Annotated in this window: 16 protein-coding genes; 5 read left to right on the top strand and 11 right to left on the bottom strand. The window is 41.1% G+C overall.

From position 1 onward, the window contains the following. From ACSLUF_RS02650 to ACSLUF_RS02620, 7 genes are all read right to left on the bottom strand, one after another. Entirely contained in the window at positions 1-447 is a 447-nt protein-coding gene (locus ACSLUF_RS02650) for a FixH family protein (RefSeq protein WP_435624589.1), read from the bottom strand. A gap of 12 nt (positions 448-459) precedes the next feature. Continuing rightward, positions 460-1,869 carry a cytochrome c oxidase accessory protein CcoG gene (gene ccoG, locus ACSLUF_RS02645; RefSeq protein ID WP_435624588.1) on the bottom strand — a complete coding sequence of 470 codons (1,410 nt, stop codon included), beginning with the start codon at positions 1,867-1,869 and terminating at the stop codon, positions 460-462. 51 nt (positions 1,870-1,920) lie between these two features. Next, the gene (locus tag ACSLUF_RS02640) at positions 1,921-2,862 is read right to left on the bottom strand and encodes a cbb3-type cytochrome c oxidase N-terminal domain-containing protein (protein WP_435624587.1); all 942 of its coding nucleotides are present in this window, start codon (positions 2,860-2,862) and stop codon (positions 1,921-1,923) included. A gap of 4 nt (positions 2,863-2,866) precedes the next feature. Next, the gene (locus ACSLUF_RS02635; RefSeq protein WP_106144504.1) at positions 2,867-3,052 is read right to left on the bottom strand and encodes a CcoQ/FixQ family Cbb3-type cytochrome c oxidase assembly chaperone; all 186 of its coding nucleotides are present in this window, start codon (positions 3,050-3,052) and stop codon (positions 2,867-2,869) included. Between the two features lie 93 nt (positions 3,053-3,145). After that, positions 3,146-5,350, bottom strand: a complete 2,205-nt coding sequence (gene ccoN, locus ACSLUF_RS02630) for a cytochrome-c oxidase, cbb3-type subunit I (RefSeq protein WP_435624586.1) — start codon at positions 5,348-5,350, stop codon at positions 3,146-3,148. A 2-nt stretch (positions 5,351-5,352) separates the two neighbouring features. Continuing rightward, positions 5,353-5,565: a cbb3-type cytochrome oxidase assembly protein CcoS gene (gene ccoS / locus ACSLUF_RS02625; RefSeq protein ID WP_435624585.1), complete on the bottom strand. Its 213-nt coding sequence runs from the start codon at positions 5,563-5,565 to the stop codon at positions 5,353-5,355. A 70-nt stretch (positions 5,566-5,635) separates the two neighbouring features. Beyond that, positions 5,636-8,008: a heavy metal translocating P-type ATPase gene (locus ACSLUF_RS02620; RefSeq protein ID WP_435624584.1), complete on the bottom strand. Its 2,373-nt coding sequence runs from the start codon at positions 8,006-8,008 to the stop codon at positions 5,636-5,638. Positions 8,009-8,108: 100 nt separating this feature from the next. Here ACSLUF_RS02620 and ACSLUF_RS02615 point away from each other — a divergent pair, with 100 nt between their 5' ends. From ACSLUF_RS02615 to ACSLUF_RS02600, 4 genes are all read left to right on the top strand, one after another. Then, positions 8,109-8,792: a Crp/Fnr family transcriptional regulator gene (locus ACSLUF_RS02615; protein WP_435624583.1), complete on the top strand. Its 684-nt coding sequence runs from the start codon at positions 8,109-8,111 to the stop codon at positions 8,790-8,792. A gap of 68 nt (positions 8,793-8,860) precedes the next feature. Continuing rightward, the gene (locus ACSLUF_RS02610; RefSeq protein WP_435624582.1) at positions 8,861-9,553 is read left to right on the top strand and encodes a Crp/Fnr family transcriptional regulator; all 693 of its coding nucleotides are present in this window, start codon (positions 8,861-8,863) and stop codon (positions 9,551-9,553) included. A gap of 75 nt (positions 9,554-9,628) precedes the next feature. Then, the gene (locus ACSLUF_RS02605) at positions 9,629-10,528 is read left to right on the top strand and encodes a universal stress protein (protein WP_435624581.1); all 900 of its coding nucleotides are present in this window, start codon (positions 9,629-9,631) and stop codon (positions 10,526-10,528) included. Positions 10,529-10,597: 69 nt separating this feature from the next. After that, positions 10,598-11,533 carry a threonine ammonia-lyase gene (locus ACSLUF_RS02600; protein ID WP_435624580.1) on the top strand — a complete coding sequence of 312 codons (936 nt, stop codon included), beginning with the start codon at positions 10,598-10,600 and terminating at the stop codon, positions 11,531-11,533. Positions 11,534-11,545: 12 nt separating this feature from the next. Here ACSLUF_RS02600 and ACSLUF_RS02595 read toward each other — a convergent pair whose 3' ends face one another. The 4 genes from ACSLUF_RS02595 to ACSLUF_RS02580 all read right to left on the bottom strand — a co-directional run bounded on the left by ACSLUF_RS02595 (position 11,546) and on the right by ACSLUF_RS02580 (position 16,089). Further along, positions 11,546-12,370, bottom strand: a complete 825-nt coding sequence (locus ACSLUF_RS02595; protein ID WP_435624579.1) for a hypothetical protein — start codon at positions 12,368-12,370, stop codon at positions 11,546-11,548. A 140-nt stretch (positions 12,371-12,510) separates the two neighbouring features. Next, positions 12,511-13,629, bottom strand: a complete 1,119-nt coding sequence (locus tag ACSLUF_RS02590; protein WP_435624578.1) for a hypothetical protein — start codon at positions 13,627-13,629, stop codon at positions 12,511-12,513. A 16-nt stretch (positions 13,630-13,645) separates the two neighbouring features. Further along, positions 13,646-14,509, bottom strand: coding sequence for a sugar-transfer associated ATP-grasp domain-containing protein (locus tag ACSLUF_RS02585; RefSeq protein WP_435624577.1), 864 nt, complete (start codon positions 14,507-14,509; stop codon positions 13,646-13,648). 2 nt (positions 14,510-14,511) lie between these two features. Beyond that, positions 14,512-16,089 (bottom strand): 7TM domain-containing protein, encoded by a 1,578-nt coding sequence (locus ACSLUF_RS02580; protein WP_435624576.1) that lies wholly within the window; start codon positions 16,087-16,089, stop codon positions 14,512-14,514. A gap of 78 nt (positions 16,090-16,167) precedes the next feature. Between ACSLUF_RS02580 and ACSLUF_RS02575 the strand changes: the two genes are divergently transcribed. Continuing rightward, on the top strand, positions 16,168-16,680 hold the full coding sequence (locus ACSLUF_RS02575) for an RNA polymerase sigma factor (RefSeq protein ID WP_435624575.1): 513 nt from the start codon (positions 16,168-16,170) through the stop codon (positions 16,678-16,680). Positions 16,681-16,683: the final 3 nt, after the last annotated feature.

The raw sequence follows: 16,683 nt of genomic DNA, 5'->3' as shown, positions 1-16,683 counted from the left end.
TTAATAGGTGAGTTTTTCTTTGTGTAAAAAAACCTGTTTCTTGTAATTCCAAGATACAGTAATGTCCCAGCGACCGTCCACCAAGCGATTGTCAGGTATGAGCAAATGTGTATTGGACAAACTTATAGGAAAGTCAAAATCCAAGTGCTTGTTAGACGGTCTATATAGGGACACTTTACCTGTAATATTATTTAAGTCAAATTGTTCTGGAAAAGTGATGATAATACCTTTCTCAGTTTTTTTCACTTTCAATTTGGCTTCATTTTTTAAAGCAGAGTTGGCTGCGTCTATCTCATTTTGATAGGCCAATTCCTGCTTATAATAATCCTTTGTCACCAGGTCATGGTTGGCGCTGTCATCCATACTCATCCTGACCACAAAGTATAGGATAAAACAAATGAATGCGATAAATGCCATTACGATTCCGGTTCCCCAATTAATCTTCATATCCTTATTCTTTTAGTTATAGCTTCTAGGTGCTAAAAATTGGGTAACTGTGGTTTCAATCAGTTTGTCTCCACTATATACCCCGATTTTTAATCGGTCTTTGTCACCATTTAATGCTGAATTATTGATTTCTATAAAAAGTGTGCCTTCTGCCAGTTCTTCCGCAGGTACTTCAAAACTATCTTTGGACACCAATTTGATTGTCCCCTTGTGGGACAATAGCTTAAAGCTTACATCCGAGATATCCTTAGTGGTTTTGTTCACCAGTTTATAGGTGTATACATTGCTGATAATATTGTTTTCCTTTCTTTCATACAGCTGACCCGGAAGTCTCAAAATGTTGGCTTCCAATTCATTTCTAAGAAAGAGCATTCCTATCAACACTGCTATCAAAATTCCAAGCACGGCCGTGTAGCCTTTCATCCTTGGAGTAAACTTGAACTTTTCTTTTTTGGTGATTTCGTTTTCGCTAGCATATCGAATTAGCCCTCGAGGTTTATTGATGCTGTCCATAATATGGTCACACTCATCGATACAAGCGGTGCAATTCACACATTCCAACTGGGTGCCATTTCTGATATCAATTCCGGTAGGACATACATTCACACATTGAAAACAATCGATACAATCTCCAAAACCCAAAGCATCCCGGTCTTCGTTCTTTCTGAACTTCTTTCGCCCATTTTCAGCTTCCCCACGTTTATGGTCGTAAGCAACCACTATGGATTTATCATCTAGCAATACGCCTTGTAGTCTACCATAAGGACAAGCGATTATACAAACCTGTTCCCTAAACCAAGCAAACACGAAATAGAAAACCCCGGTGAAAATCAGAAGAGGAACAATAGTCCCTAAATGGGCCATTGGACCATCCGTGACATATCGTATCAGTCTATCACTGCCGATCAAATAGGCCAGAAAGATATTGGCGATGAGAAAAGAAATTAGGAAGAAGACGGTCCATTTCAGGACTCGCTTTCTAATTTTTTTGCCGTTCCAAGGCGATTTATCCAAGCGCATTTGGGCGCCTCTATCTCCATCTATCCAATATTCAATCCTCCGGAAAACCATTTCCATGAAAATGGTCTGTGGACACATCCATCCACAGAAAATACGGCCATAAGCGACTGTAAAAAGGGCCACAAAAATTACACCGGCAATCATGGAGATTACCACCAGATGGAAATCCTGGGGCCAAAAAGGGAAGCCAAAAATATTGAAGCGCCGTTCCAATACGTTGAACATCAAAAATTGGTGCCCATTGATTTTAATGAAAGGGGACGCAAAAAGGAAAAGCAGAAGAGTATAACTTACATATTTTCTGTAGTCGTAAAACCTTCCGCTGGGTTTCTTGGGGTATATCCAAGCTCTCGTTCCCTCCTCGGTAATCGTCCCTATGGAATCCCTAAAGTTCTCTTCCATTTCCTTCTTTCTTTCTCTAGCAAACTGGATATGTTATCCCAAAACTCCTCTCTATTCCAAACTTACATCCACAGAATCGACCACTTGCTCTGGCAGTTCTGCTTCTGGCGCTTCAGCGTCGGGGTCTATCCAAATTTCACCTTCTGGTGCTTTTGGATTGGCAGGTGTGGTGCCGCCCAAAGTCAAGATATAACTGGCCACCTGCGCCATTTCAACGGGTTTAAGGCTTTGCTTCCAAGCTACCATTCCTTTGCCATCCCTACCTCCTTCGGAAATGGTGTTAAAGACATTTTTGATGCCTCCGCCCAAAATCCAATGTTGATCAGTAAGGTTGGGACCAATTCCCCCTCCTCCATCGGCCATATGACAAACCACACAGTTGGTAGTGAATATTTTTTCTCCGGCATTTAAATCAGAAGCCTCCGCTAAAAACTCCACCGTATTGACATCTACAAGATTCTTTGCGGTCTTTTTATACTCTTCAATGGCAATTTTAGCCGCGGCAACTTCTTGTTCGTATTCCAAAGCTTGGTCATAGTCCCCTGCGATATGGAATCTGATCAAATAAATCACTCCAAAAATGATGGTGGCATAAAACATATATACCCACCATGGAGGGAGTACGTTGTCCAGCTCACGGATACCATCATAATTATGGTCCATGATGATTTCTTGTTCTCTTTCAATAGCTCGACTTCGGGTCAGTCTTTGGTACATCTTTTTGCCCCAGGTCCATTCGCGCTTCGCAGTTTTTGCCGCCAAATAGCGTTCTTTAGCCTCTTCGGAAAGGGTCTGGAACATCACATTTTCGATAGATTTTAAAATAAGCTCTATCGCTACTAGAATCATCAATACCATCAGCATAAAAAACTGGGTAACGGGATATTCTAAAATGGCCGGTTTGTCTCCCGAGTCAATGAAATATTCCATTAACCCAAAAATCAAAAAGAATAATACCGGAATCCGAATCCACCAAGGTGTTCTTGTGCTCATAGTTTTATGGTTTGTTGTTGTAATCGTTATCTAGTGGTAATTCTCCCATTTCCTTGATGTGCTCTTTGGAAGCTGTAGCCACCCACCAGAACAAAAGGACGAAGAAGATGAAAAATATCAGTAAGGATATCATAGGGTAATTGGCAATTCCCTCAATACTATCCATGTGGTTTTTTACATATTTCAACATGACTTTTCTTAGATTTTAGATGATAGAGCAAAGAGGCAAGACAAATACTATTGAAGTCTTTTTATTCTTCTTTTTTCTATCATCTTGGTTCTTTTACTCTTTATTTTGAGAGATTAATTCATCAGTATCCTTTATCTTGATATCCGTACCCAGACGTTGTAGGTACGCTATCAAAGAAACAATTTCCCTATCCCGCATTTCGATAAATTCCTCTCCATTTTCTTGGGCATATTTCTTATCAGCTTCGTAGGTCCTTACGAATTCAGGATCTGCATACAGATTTTTTTCAATCTGCAAGGCTTGTTCTGCCATAGATTCCTGCGCGGTTTCTATATCCTCATCCGTATAGGGGACACCCAATTTTACCATAGCCCGCATTTTGGCTTCCACAGCACTTCTATCATGGGCACTGGTCACCAACCATTGATAAGCCGGCATTATGGAACCTGCCGAGGTACTCTGCGGATCATACATATGGTTCAAATGCCAGTTGTCGGAGTATTTGCCTCCAACCCGAAGCAAATCAGGTCCAGTACGTTTACTTCCCCAAAGGAATGGGTGATCATACACAAATTCCCCAGCTTTGGCATATTCCCCATAGCGTTCCACTTCACTTCGGAATGGACGAATCATCTGGGAGTGACATCCTACACATCCTTCCCGGATATATAGGTCTCTACCCTCCAACTCAAGAGGTGTATAGGGTTTGACGCTTGTAATTGTTGGTATGTTGGATTTTACCAAAATCGTTGGTACAATTTGGATAATTCCACCTATCAAAATGGCTACTGTAGCCAAAATGGTTAACTGAACAGGTTTTCTTTCCAACCAGTTGTGGAAGGTTTCGCCCGCCAATCTTTTCTTGGATACCCGAGTAAGCGGAGCAGCTTCGGCCAATTCGTCTTCAACACTGCTTCCTTTTCGTATGGTCACTATAATGTTGTATACCATAATCAACATCCCTACAATGAATAGAGTACCTCCAATGGCACGCATCCAGTACATTGGAATGATTTGGGTCACGGTTTCCAAGAAGTTACCATAGACCAAACTTCCGTCTGGGTTGAAATCTTTCCACATCAACGCTTGGGTAAATCCTGCTACATACATCGGTAACGCATACAAGATGATTCCCAGAGTACCTATCCAAAAGTGGAAATTGGCCAGACCTTTGGAATACAATGTCGTCTTGAACATTTTGGGCACCAACCAATAAATCATACCGAAAGTCAGGAATCCATTCCAGGCCAAGGCTCCAACATGTACGTGAGCAATAATCCAGTCACTAAAGTGCGCAATGGCGTTTACATTTTTAAGGGAAAGCATGGGACCTTCAAAAGTGGCCATACCATAACCTGTGATGGCAACCACCATGAACTTCAGGGTGGCATCACTTCTTACCTTGTCCCATACACCACGAAGGGTCAATAATCCATTGATCATACCTCCCCATGATGGTGCTATCAACATTACAGAAAAGACAACACCAAGATTCTGGGCCCAATCGGGCAAAGCGGAATACAATAAGTGGTGAGGCCCGGCCCAGATGTAGATAAAAATCAAGGACCAGAAGTGCACAATAGACAATCGGTAAGAATAGACCGGTCTATTCGCTGCTTTGGGCACAAAGTAGTACATCAACCCCAAAAAGGGTGTCGTCAAGAAGAAGGCCACCGCATTGTGTCCGTACCACCATTGCACCAGCGCATCTTGCACACCAGCATAAACCGAATAACTCTTTAAGGCAGCAACCGGAAGCTCCAAACTATTGAAAATGTGAAGCACGGCTACGGTAACGAATGTGGCTAGATAAAACCATACGGCAACATATAGGTGGCGTTGTCTACGTTTTAAAATGGTTCCAATCATGTTCCATCCAAAGACCACCCAAACTACCGCGATGGCCAAATCGATGGGCCATTCCAGTTCAGCATATTCTTTAGAAGTCGTATACCCCAACGGAAGTGTTAGGGCCGCCGCCACAATGATCAACTGCCATCCCCAAAAATTGATGTTGCTCAGCGCATCGCTGAACATTCTAGCTTTCAACAATCGTTGTAGAGAGTAATAGACTCCTGCAAAAATGGCGTTCCCTACAAATGCAAAAATCACGGCATTGGTGTGCAATGGACGTAGACGTCCAAAACTCAACCAAGAAATTCCATCTGTAATATTTGGGAATAAAAACATAAAGGCCAAGAGAAGACCTATCAACATGCCTACCACACCCCATAGCATGGTGGCATATAAAAACTTTTGAACGATTTTGTTATCGTACCGAAACTGTTCTATTTCCATATTTATTGATTAGTATCTTTATTTTGATTTGTTATTTCTGACTTTTTTATTTGGGTATCCTCATCAGACAGAACCAGCTCATCTTCGAACAACATGCGAACTGAGGGAGTATATGAATCATCGTATTGGCCAGCTCTTACGGACCGGATAAAGGCCATAAAAAAAATTAGAGCGACACATATACTAATGGTCAGCAATACATAAATCACACTCATACCTACCTGAATTTGGTGTAAAACTACATTTGCGAAACGGGTCAAAAAATGACATATGTCAGCTTTAGAATTATTTTAATTTCCTTCCCAAAATATTGACACACAATGTTGTAAATGCCACTACGCTTATGGAGCTTAAAGGCATAAGAATAGCAGCAATAACCGGCTGTAACTGCCCGGTAACTGCGAAATACAGCCCAATTACATTGTAGCAAAGGGACAGTAGAAAACTTATCTTGATTATTTTGATTGACTTTTTGGATAGTGCCATGAACAATGGCAATCTATCCAATACCCTAGCATCCAAAATACCGTCACATGCGGGTGAGAATACGTTGATATTTTCAGAGACGGCGATTCCCACATCGCTTTGGGCCAAGGCTCCTGCATCATTTAATCCATCACCTACCATTAATACCTTTTTGGTTTGCTGTAAGTCTTTAATAAAGTTGAGCTTGTCTTCTGGTTTTTGGTTGAAGGCAATTTTTGCATTAGGCGGAAGGATTTTTTGAAGTCGCACTCTTTCCCCGTCATTGTCTCCTGAGAGAATTCCCAGCTCCATGGATTGTTGCAATTCCCTGAACACTTCATCCACACCTTCCCTATACTGATTTTTGAACACAAACCTTCCCTTTACTTCCTCATCCGTGCTCACATACACCGAAGTATTTAAAGCTTTTGAAGTTTGTTCCCGACCCACATAGGACGCGGAGCCCACTTTTATTGTTCTTTGGTTGGCCCTTGCTTCTAATCCTTTTCCTTCGTGTTCCTGAAACTCATCTAAAGTGACAATATCATTGGATTGTAAAATCGAATACAACGAACGACTCAGCGGGTGACTGGAAGCACGTAAAGTGGTTTTGAGCATATTCTTTTCAGCAGTGCTCAATTCGAGGCCTTCGTAGAAGACGGCATCTTCTTGGGTTGTGGTAATCGTTCCCGTCTTGTCAAAAATAGCTGCATCGATTTTAGCCAAGCGTTCAATAACATTGGAATTCTTTAAATAGAATTTATGCTTGCCAAAAATTCGCAGCATATTGCCTAATGTAAATGGTGCTGCCAACGCAATAGCACATGGACAGGCAATAATTAATACTGCTGTGAATACATTCAGCGCCATACTGGGCTCATGCATCAACCAATAGGTCGAAGCCAAAGTAGCGATGGTAAGGACAGCCATTGTAAATCTCCTTCCTATTCCATCCGTAAGCGTTTGAAAATTGCTGGCTTTGTCTTTTGCAAAAACAGAATTACCCCATAATTGGGTCAAGTAGCTTTGGGAGACCGACTTTTGCACCTCAACTTCGAGAACTCCTGAGAGTTGCTTACCTCCCGCAAACAACCGCTCTCCTTTTTCTTTGGCCACGGATTTTGATTCACCGGTAACAAAGCTGTAATCAATTTCAGCAGAACCTTGAATAAGTATACAATCTACAGGAAGAATTTCCTGGTTACGAATCAACAGGCGGTCGCCCTTTCTTACTTCAAAGATTTGTATGTTTTCCTCTAAATTGTTCGCTCCCAAACGAGTGACCGCAATAGGAAAATAGGATTTGTAATCCCGTTCGAAGGATAAAAAAGCATAGGTTTTCTGCTGAAAGAACTTCCCTAACAACAAAAAGAAAACCAACCCAGTCAAACTATCAAAAAAGCCCGAACCCAAATCCCAGATAATATCCACCGAGCTTCTAAGGAAGAGGACCAATATTCCCAATGCAATGGGAACATCAATATTCAGCATTTTTGAACGAAGTCCTTTTATTGCTGACTTAAAGTAATCCTGACTAGCATAAAATACCACGGGAATTGAGAAGGTAAACATCAACCACCGAAACACTACCTTATATTGTTCCAACCAAAATTCTTCAACCTCGAAATACTCTGGAAAGGAAAGCAGCATAACATTACCAAAGGCAAAACCGGCCACACCCAACTTATATATGAGAGACCTATCTGTTTTTTTTCCTTTTTTGGCATAATCCTCCAACGAGAGATACGGTTCATAACCTATACTAGATAACAAAAGGACCAACGCTTTTAGAGAAAAGGTTTCTGTTTTATAGGTAACCCTAATCGTTTTGGCCGGAAAGTTGACTTGGGAAACGGAAATTGCCTCATGCAACCTATTCAAGTTTTCCAATAACCAAATACAAGAGCTACAGTGAATGTTGGGAATGCTTAAATTGACTACTTGAATACTTTCCTCATCAAACTCCACTAACTGTGATGCAATCTCAGGATTATCCAAGAAATCATATTTCTTTTGAATGGGATTTGGGGTAGAACCTGCCTTAGCCTCCAACTCATAGAAGTAGGTCAACCCATTATCCGAAAAGATTTCATAAACCGTTTTGCAGCCATGGCAACAAAAAACCTTTTCATCAAAATGGACTGGCTTGCCCTCGCAGGAGTCCCCACAATGATAGCACGTATCGTCCAACATACACTTTTGCTTTTACCTATCACAAAAGTGATCTATGCGACTGTAGAAAAATATGACTTATGTCAGCTTTTACAGAAATGGGCCAAACTATCTTTGTCCTATGGGCAACTGCACCAAAATACGGAACAAGCAACTAAAGGATTTTGAGTCCCTATCTTCAAAAGCCAGAGAACGATTATTATCAACTTCCGAATCTGTAAAACTTCCTAAAGGAAGCCTGGTTTTCGAGGAAAGTCAGTCATTGAACAAACTTTTCTGTATAAAAAAAGGGGCTTGTAAATTCAGCAAAACAGATAATTCGGGACAGGAACACATTCTACGTTTTTTGGGAGAAGGTGAGGCTATGGGTAAAAGGTCGGTGGCAACCAATCTGGGGGCCAGGGTAAGTGCTATTGCCTTGACTGAAACCGAACTTTGTTGTTTGGATAAATTCGAAATTCAAAAGAATCTAGAGGGCAATCCAAAGTTTTGTCAGGATTTTTTGGATTCATTGATTGAGGATGCCGATATCAATGACAATACTAGGATGTTGTTTTATTCCTCCAAAGGGATAAAGTCGAGGTTGGCCAAACTTCTTCTGTATCTGGCCAATAAGTTTGGTACTGATGAAAAAGGTAGACTTAACATAAAAATAAAGCGTGATGATATGGCCTCCGTGTTGGGAACTTCTCCCGAATATATCATCAATTTGCTCAGGAAATTCAAGGATTTAAAGCTGATAGATATCCAAAAAAGTGAATTGTACATTGCATCCAAATCAGGATTGGAAATCATAGCGGCTTAATTCCTAAAAAATTACAGGTTTCATCTCCCAAAGAAACCGTAATTTTAAGTGTCAGGTAAAATTAAATTATGGAAAATAGCAGGTGTGAGAATTGTATTATCAGGCAGTTTAACTCCCTTCGTGCCATGAGCAAGGAAGAGCTCAAAAAGGTATCCGATTCCAAAACCACCAAAAAACTTAAAAAGGGGGAACCTCTTTTCGAAGAGGGAGACAAATTGAATGGTGTTTTTTGTGTCCGCAATGGGGTGTCCAAACTATCCAAGCTTAGCCCCAATGGCAAAGACCAAATTGTAAAATTGGCCACAAAAGGAGAGGTTATTGGTCAACGATCAGTAATCGCAGAAGAGTCTGCCAATCTATCGGCTATTGCCGTTTCCGATATGGAAGTGTGTTTTATCCCCAAGGAAAGTATAAACACCACGCTCCAAAGCAATCCCAATTTTACTTTGGAAGTGTTGCGCCATATGGCCCACGATTTGAAGGAAGCGGATGATGTTATCGTGAATATGTCGCAAAAGACGGTAAAACAAAGAGTTGCCGAAGCTTTCCTTTATTTAAAAAACAACTTTGGCGAAGATGAGGAAGGCTTTTTGACCTTAACTCTTTCCAGGGAAGACATTTCGAATGTGGTAGGAACCGCAACAGAATCGGCCATTCGTATCATTTCCGATTTCAAGAAACAAGGTCTTATCCATACTTCAGGGAAACGAATTGGCATAAAGAATCAAAAAAAGCTCCAAGAACTTGTGGATGGCTTCTAATTTCAGAAGCTGACAAATGTCATAGTACACCGCTGACGACTATTCTACTTTTACATTGTTTTTACTATTGAAACAATGCAAAAGATTCTTATCCCAACAGATTTTTCGGAAAATGCATGGAACGCCATTTCGTATGCCATGCACTTGTTCCGCTACCGGAAGTGTACTTTCTATTTTTTGAACACATATACTCCGGTGATTCCAAATAGCCGTTTTATGGCTAACGCGGTGGATGGTGTTCGTATCGTGGATGCCGTGAGAGATGCTTCGGAAAAGGGCTTGCAACAAACCGTTGAACGTGTCAAAAAAGGGTTTAATAATCCCAATCATACTTTTGAAACCATTTCCTCTTTCAATCTATTGGTGGAAGAAGTAAAGGATATAGTTGAAGAGTTTGGCATTCACTTGGTAATTACTGGAACCAAGGGTGCCTCGGGTATTGACGAAGTATTTATGGGCAGTAATACAGTTCGAATTATAAAAAATACAAAACGCTGTCCTGTTTTGGCCATTCCGCAGCACTTTGAATTTGTTGCACCTTCTGAGATTGCATTTGCTACAGATTTCAACCGCTTTTACAGTAACTCAGAGCTGCAGCCTTTGTTGGAATTGGCTGAAATGTTTAAGGCAACAATTAGGATAGTACATGTACAGTATAAATTAAAGGCGCTTTCAGAGTTGCAACAGTTCAACCTGAACATGCTACGGCGTTATATGAAGGACACAGAACATTACGTGCATACGGTTTCAGAGCTCAATTCTGTTTCCCATACCCTTGAAATGTTCTCAGATGAGTTGGACATCCATTTGTTGGCCATGCTGAATTATCAGCACAGTTATATGGAAAAAATGACACGGGAACCCATCGTAAAACGTACAGCGTTCCATACTCAAATACCTTTGCTTGTCATTCCTGAGTTGGGCATGAACGGAATAGCTTCACCTGTGGAGGAAGAAAGTGCACTTTACAATTAAATGTTTTAGACTTCAGGCACTCCTCTTTGCATTGCTTTTCTATCTTTAGGGAGATATAATTTCCTTCGGATGGACAAACAACAATTGCAGGACTGCCACGAACGCATCAAACCCTTCATCCACAATACCCCCGTTCTCACATCCCGACTTTTGGATGGTATTGCGAGTGCGCAGCTCTTTTTCAAGTGCGAAAACTTCCAGCGCATGGGAGCCTTTAAAATGCGTGGTGCCGCAAATGCTATCTTACAATTACCAGAAGATGCTAGAAAAAAAGGGGTTGTGACCCATTCCTCTGGAAACTTTGCACAAGCCCTATCGTTAGCAGCCCAAAGTCTAGGGGTCCCCGCCTTTATCGTGATGCCCTCCAGTGCGCCAAAGGTTAAGAAGGAAGCGGTGAAAGGCTACGGCGGAGAGGTCATTGAATGTGAACCTACCTTAGAAGCACGTGAACTCGCTTCAGAAAAAATTCGTCAAGAAAAAGGGGCAACCTTCTTGCATCCATCCAATGACAATGAAGTGATTTTGGGTCAGGGAACCGCATGCAAAGAACTTCTGGAGGAATATCCCAATCTAGATGCTGTTTTTGCCCCTGTGGGAGGTGGGGGACTTATTGCAGGAACTGCCCTTTCCGCACATTACTTTGGCAAGGATTGCAAGGTTTATGGAGGTGAGCCTTTTGAAGTGGATGATGCGTATCGTTCATTAATCAGCGGAAAAATTGAGACCAACAACACCATAAACACCATTGCCGATGGACTTAAAACCCAATTGGGGGATAAAAACTTTCCCATTATTCAAAAACACGTCGAACAAATTATTCGTGTGACAGAAGAAGAGATTGTCCAAGCCATGAAGTTGCTTTGGGAGCGACTAAAAATTGTATGTGAACCTTCCTGCGCTGTAGCTTTTGCAGCCGTACTTAAAGAAAAAGAACAATTTGCCAATCAGAAAGTGGGCATTATCATTTCTGGCGGGAATGTGGATTTGGGAAATTTGCCTTTCTAGGTTTTGGTAGTATCAATCACAATTATTCTCTGAACTAAACGTATCTGCTGCATCGATTGCCGCTTGTCTGGAAAACATTTCCCTATTGAACAGCAAAAACCTATCTATCCCGTGAAACGAGGAGCGAGCGGACACTTCCATGGTATAAATTCCTTCTTCAGAAAAGGTCACAAAAATATCATGGGCATCGTTATCAGACGTTCTTGCCTGCCATATAAACGAGTTGTCGTCTCCACTGCGATAGATTTTAAACCAACCGTCAGAAGAAGACCCCTCTGGATTGGGTTCTTTACCTGAGCCATTGGGATAAACAATACTCCCATCACTGGCTTTTTCACCAAAAAAGTCGTTGGCATTGACAAAGCGAAGCCAAGAATCGTTATGCTCGGTTCCATTATCGCCTTGGCGGAATGAAGATTTCCAAAGAAATTGATAGGTCCCAGGGTTGTTTACCTGAATTAGATAGGTAACCATCCCCTCTCCGGGCTGGTTCAAACGTTGGGGTCCAGTCCAAACCATATAGCCTTGCCCCGAAACATCGTTTGCATCATTTCTTAGTTCCCAATCTCCACCAAAGCTGTTGTTTTCAAATTCAATGGAAATGAGCCCGCTGCTTTCGGCAAAGAAGGTATCCCCACCTGCTGGGCAATCATTGGTTACAGCTCCATTCTGATCATCGGAATTATCGGGATCCATATTGTCTCCTAACGGTTCTTCTTCAGCATTTAAATCTCCGAAAGCTTCAGAGTCCGTAGAACAGGAATTGGCAACAAATACTATAGAAAAGAATACAATAGACCAGAAACTAAAGATTTGAAGTTTTTTAGGTAAAGTCATAACAACGAGTTTGGGTACTATTCAAACGGACCCATCTCTAGACTTAGTATGGTTAAATCGATGAAAAGGTGGTATTATATCGAATATTTGATTTAAGATTCGATTTTTCATTAGAATTAGAGCTTATAAAAGTCAATTCCCTATATCCTCCACAGAAGACCTAACCCAGCATATTGATTCGTGTACCCTCTAAAAGAACGGGAAGCTAAATCAACCGTATTGGTTTCTCTAAATCGACTATAGGCTGTACCTGTAAACAACAGACCTTTAATAGGCAGTTGATGTTCAAATCGGAGCGATATATCCATGTATTGGTACTTTAAGTTTTCACCTTGAGAGCCTGGGGCATTAATTACCGTATAATCGCGTTGCAGGTACTTTGCTGCAGCATTGATTTTAGTTTTTTCATTATCAAACCGCAAACGCATCCCCGGACCATATTGGTTGAATCCCGAGCGATTTTCCATTCGGTCAAAGCGGCCATAGTAGGTTAATGTGGGCTCTATCTCCAAAACATTGCCAATCGGAAGCTCATAAAAGACAGTCACTTTCGCATAATCCCAATCCCGTTTTCCACTTTGAGGGATATCCTCCCCATTAAAAGTATCATACAATCGTTTCTTGTAATACGCTGTAAAACCAAAAGCATGTTCGTAACGACCGGGTCTGAATTCTTGCTTGGAAGCCAGACGAAGGCCGTATTCGTTGAATTGCAGGTCACGAACCCCAAAAGCATCAAAATTTTTGAAGTTATAGAAGCCCTCAACCGTGGTTTTATTTTGTTGGATTGGCTCAAAAGACAGTCCTCCAGCTACGCCGTAATTGGTATACCCAAGCGGATTGACCAAAATGTCTTGTGCACCATCCAATCCTTCACGATTCATTCTTTGAAAATTGATTTCGGCCAAAAGCTTGGTTTTCTTTGATAGTTTATAGTCATACTTGAAAGCTGCATCCAAATTCCAGTAGCTATCTGAAGTGTTTTCCTGAAAAATACGTGCATAAGGAGCTAGTGAAACTCGAAACCGATGTCCCTTTTGCTTATAGCGATATTTGTAATTGACCAGCACATCAAGGTAACCGCTACTGGCGATCAAATCATTTTCACCTAACAATGTACCGTTCACCAATAATTGGTCTGGACTCTTAAAGTAATTGTATTCGTAACCTGTCTGGCTACCCATTTCAAAACGATGTCGTTCTTGACCATAGCAAAGTGTATTAATTAAAATAAGGGAAAACAAAAGTTTATTTTTCATGATTATTTTTTTGGATTTATGATAAAGTGGATTGAAGTCCGCATTTGTTGACGAGTTGAATCCCAAGGCCCGGTCTTACATTAACTTCCATAATTTGGGGTCCTTTGACTTTGTCAATGACCAAATCAATTCCCAAATATTCCAAGGGAAAGACTTTAGCCGTTTTTTTGGCTAACTGGACCATGGTAAACCAATACGGAATCTTTTTTCCATTGACTTGGGCCGTATTGTCAGGATGATGGTTCGAATAGTTTTTTCCATCGTACACCTGTGTTAGGGTGCCATATTTCATATTGACGCCAATACCAACTCCCTTTTGGTGCAGGTTGGCCTTACCATCCGATTTTGAGGTGGGCATGCGGAGCATAGCCATAAGCGGTTTGCCCTTAAGGGTAATGATTCGAAAATCAGGAACACCTTCATCGTAGATTTCAGCAAAAAACGGATGCGGCACAATACATTCCTCAATCAAACACACATCATTCGAGGCCATGGAAAACAAACCGGATATGATACTTGTGATATGTTGAAAAATCTGATTATCCGTAATATTCCGGCCACTGCTTTGCCATTGGCCTTCTTTTCCTTTTTTCAAAATCTTTATGCCTTCACCGCCACATCCCCTAGCTGGTTTTATGACCAAAGACTGTTGATTTTGCAATTCCAACCATTTGCTTTTGATTTGGCTTATGCGATCTATAACGGCATAGGTACGTGCACAGGCAATGTTGTTTTCATGCAAAATCATTTTGGATTTCACTTTGTCATCGGCCAAGATGTAGTGCTTGCGCTGATTATGCGGATAAATGAATTCAATATTGCGACGATTGAGACCAATTACCCCTTTGGGATTGTTGACCTGAAATATGTTCCTTAACATGATTATGCGAATTTGGAGTTTAGTAAAGGTTGAAATCTGAGCAGTTCGGTCCATCTAAGGCCTATATATCGACCTAATACCATTGATGCGGTAATTACCAACAGCAATAACTCGGGAAAAAGAATCAAAATGGCGTCGAGTCCCTTTATTGAAAAGAGCAAAAAACAAACTCCAACCGCCAGTAAGGTCTGCAACAAAGTGCCGGTTGCTTTTTGAAACCCATCTTCCACAATCAATTTGGAAAATCGCTCAGCGGATATGGTCAAAATAATGGTTGGAAAAAGAGTCAGCGAACTCAACCAAGTTATCCCAAAAGAAACCCCAAAATAGTTTCCCAGGGTCATGACCAATACCATTAAAGTCAATGAAATAACCAATTTTGGTGTGTGCAGTAGCCCCATGGAATCAAACGGGCGGCTGATCAATCCCACAAACAGAATGAGAAAAAGAAAGAGTGCCAAACCGACTGTGAAACCGGTTTCCAACAATGAAAAGGCTATCAAGACAGGGAGAAACACACCAAAGGTGCGAATCCCCACAATATTTCGCAGCAAGGCCACTATTAGGCCTCCCAAAGGGAGCATCAACAAAAGAAAAAGGTTCCTTTTTGAAATAGACTTGTTTTGTACCAATCCCCAAAGCGAGAAAGCGGTCACTTTTTCAACTTCTTTGGCTTCTTCATTTAGCAAAGGCAGGGATTCTTCTTTACGAATCTCGTACGAGTAATCAAACTGGATTCCCGGACTATGTGCAATCAAAAATGCATCCCCCTCATGGAGTTCCAAATAGTTTGCAGGCAAATAGGCAAAATGGCCATTCAGAGCATCAAAGGGCACCCAAACCCCGTTTACGAAAAGCTCCGCCCATGCGTGTGAAGTTCGCTTATTGGATTCTGTCAAAATAATACCTCCCTTGATACGGGCAGGATATCCCAGATTTCTTGCAAGTGCCACAAACAAGCGGCTTTTTCCATTGCAGGAGGCTTCATTGCGTTCCAGTGCACTCACCGCATCGGTAAGGGTAATAATTGGTGCCGATGGGATGGCATGAACATAGTTGAACAAAGATTGAATTATGCCCTTATCCGAATTGATACCCTCACTTAGACTCTTGGCTAACGTATCAATAGGGAGAGCAAAAACCTGGATGTTTTCTGTTGCGGACAAGTAGGTTTCCATCACATCCGGATGGGGTTTAAAATTCTCCGGCAATCCAAAAACCTGACCTTTCCCTTTAAACAAAAAGGAATAGCTGATGCTTTCATACGTGTTTGTCGATTCGGAAAACCAGTTGCCTTTAAGGTTTAAACCATCTGCTGAAGTTGAAAACTTTATGGTCGGCGGTATGACACTCTTTTGACCTGTTATTTGTTGACGAATATTGTTTTTCGGCAAATAGGTTTTAATGAAAGTCTTTCCGGTATCGGTTTTAAAAAAATAGCGATACGTAATACGATAGCTTTCATCTGCACCAAAGGAGTTTTTGTTTTTTGAAAGTAAATGGGTTTTGTACACGATGGATGCCATTGCCAAAAGACACAATCCGACAAGAATGAACTTAAATTGTTTTGGGACACTCATTACCAAGATTTTTTTAGTTTTGGTAGTAGAACAGGATACTTTGAATTCACCCTACCCCCCTTCCAAAAATTTCTTTTCATGAGCCAAAGCGAAAATTCTGTTTGTGAAAAAAAGGTTTTTAATCGGCTGTTTGACTTGAATTCGGAGTCCCTACGGAACTACCTCTACTATCAATGTGGAGATTTACAGCAGGCCGAGGATTTGGTTCAAGAAGCTTTTATCAAATTATGGAACAACTGTAAAAAGGTACTTTTTGAAAAAGCCAGAGGTTTTTTGTTTGCGGTGGCAAAAAATGCATTTTACAATGAGGTAGAACATCAAAAAGTGGTGTTGAAGTATGCCAAACAACCCCAAAAAACTGCTGAAACCGAAACTCCAGAGTTTAAGTTGGAGGAAAAAGAGTTTATGGACCGTTTGCAAAATGCCATTGCAGAATTACCAGAAGGACAAAGAGAGGTGTTTTTACTAAACCGAATGGACCAAATGACCTATAAAGAAATCGCAGAATTTTTAGGGGTGAGTCAAAAAGCGGTGGAAAAACGGATGCATAAAGCCTTGGTCAAATTAAGGAAGACCATAAAAAATATTTAGTAC

Origin of the sequence: Flagellimonas sp. (genome assembly GCF_965601775.1) — a bacterium.
GTDB lineage: Bacteria > Bacteroidota > Bacteroidia > Flavobacteriales > Flavobacteriaceae > Flagellimonas.
This window is presented reverse-complemented; position numbering and strand designations above follow the sequence as displayed.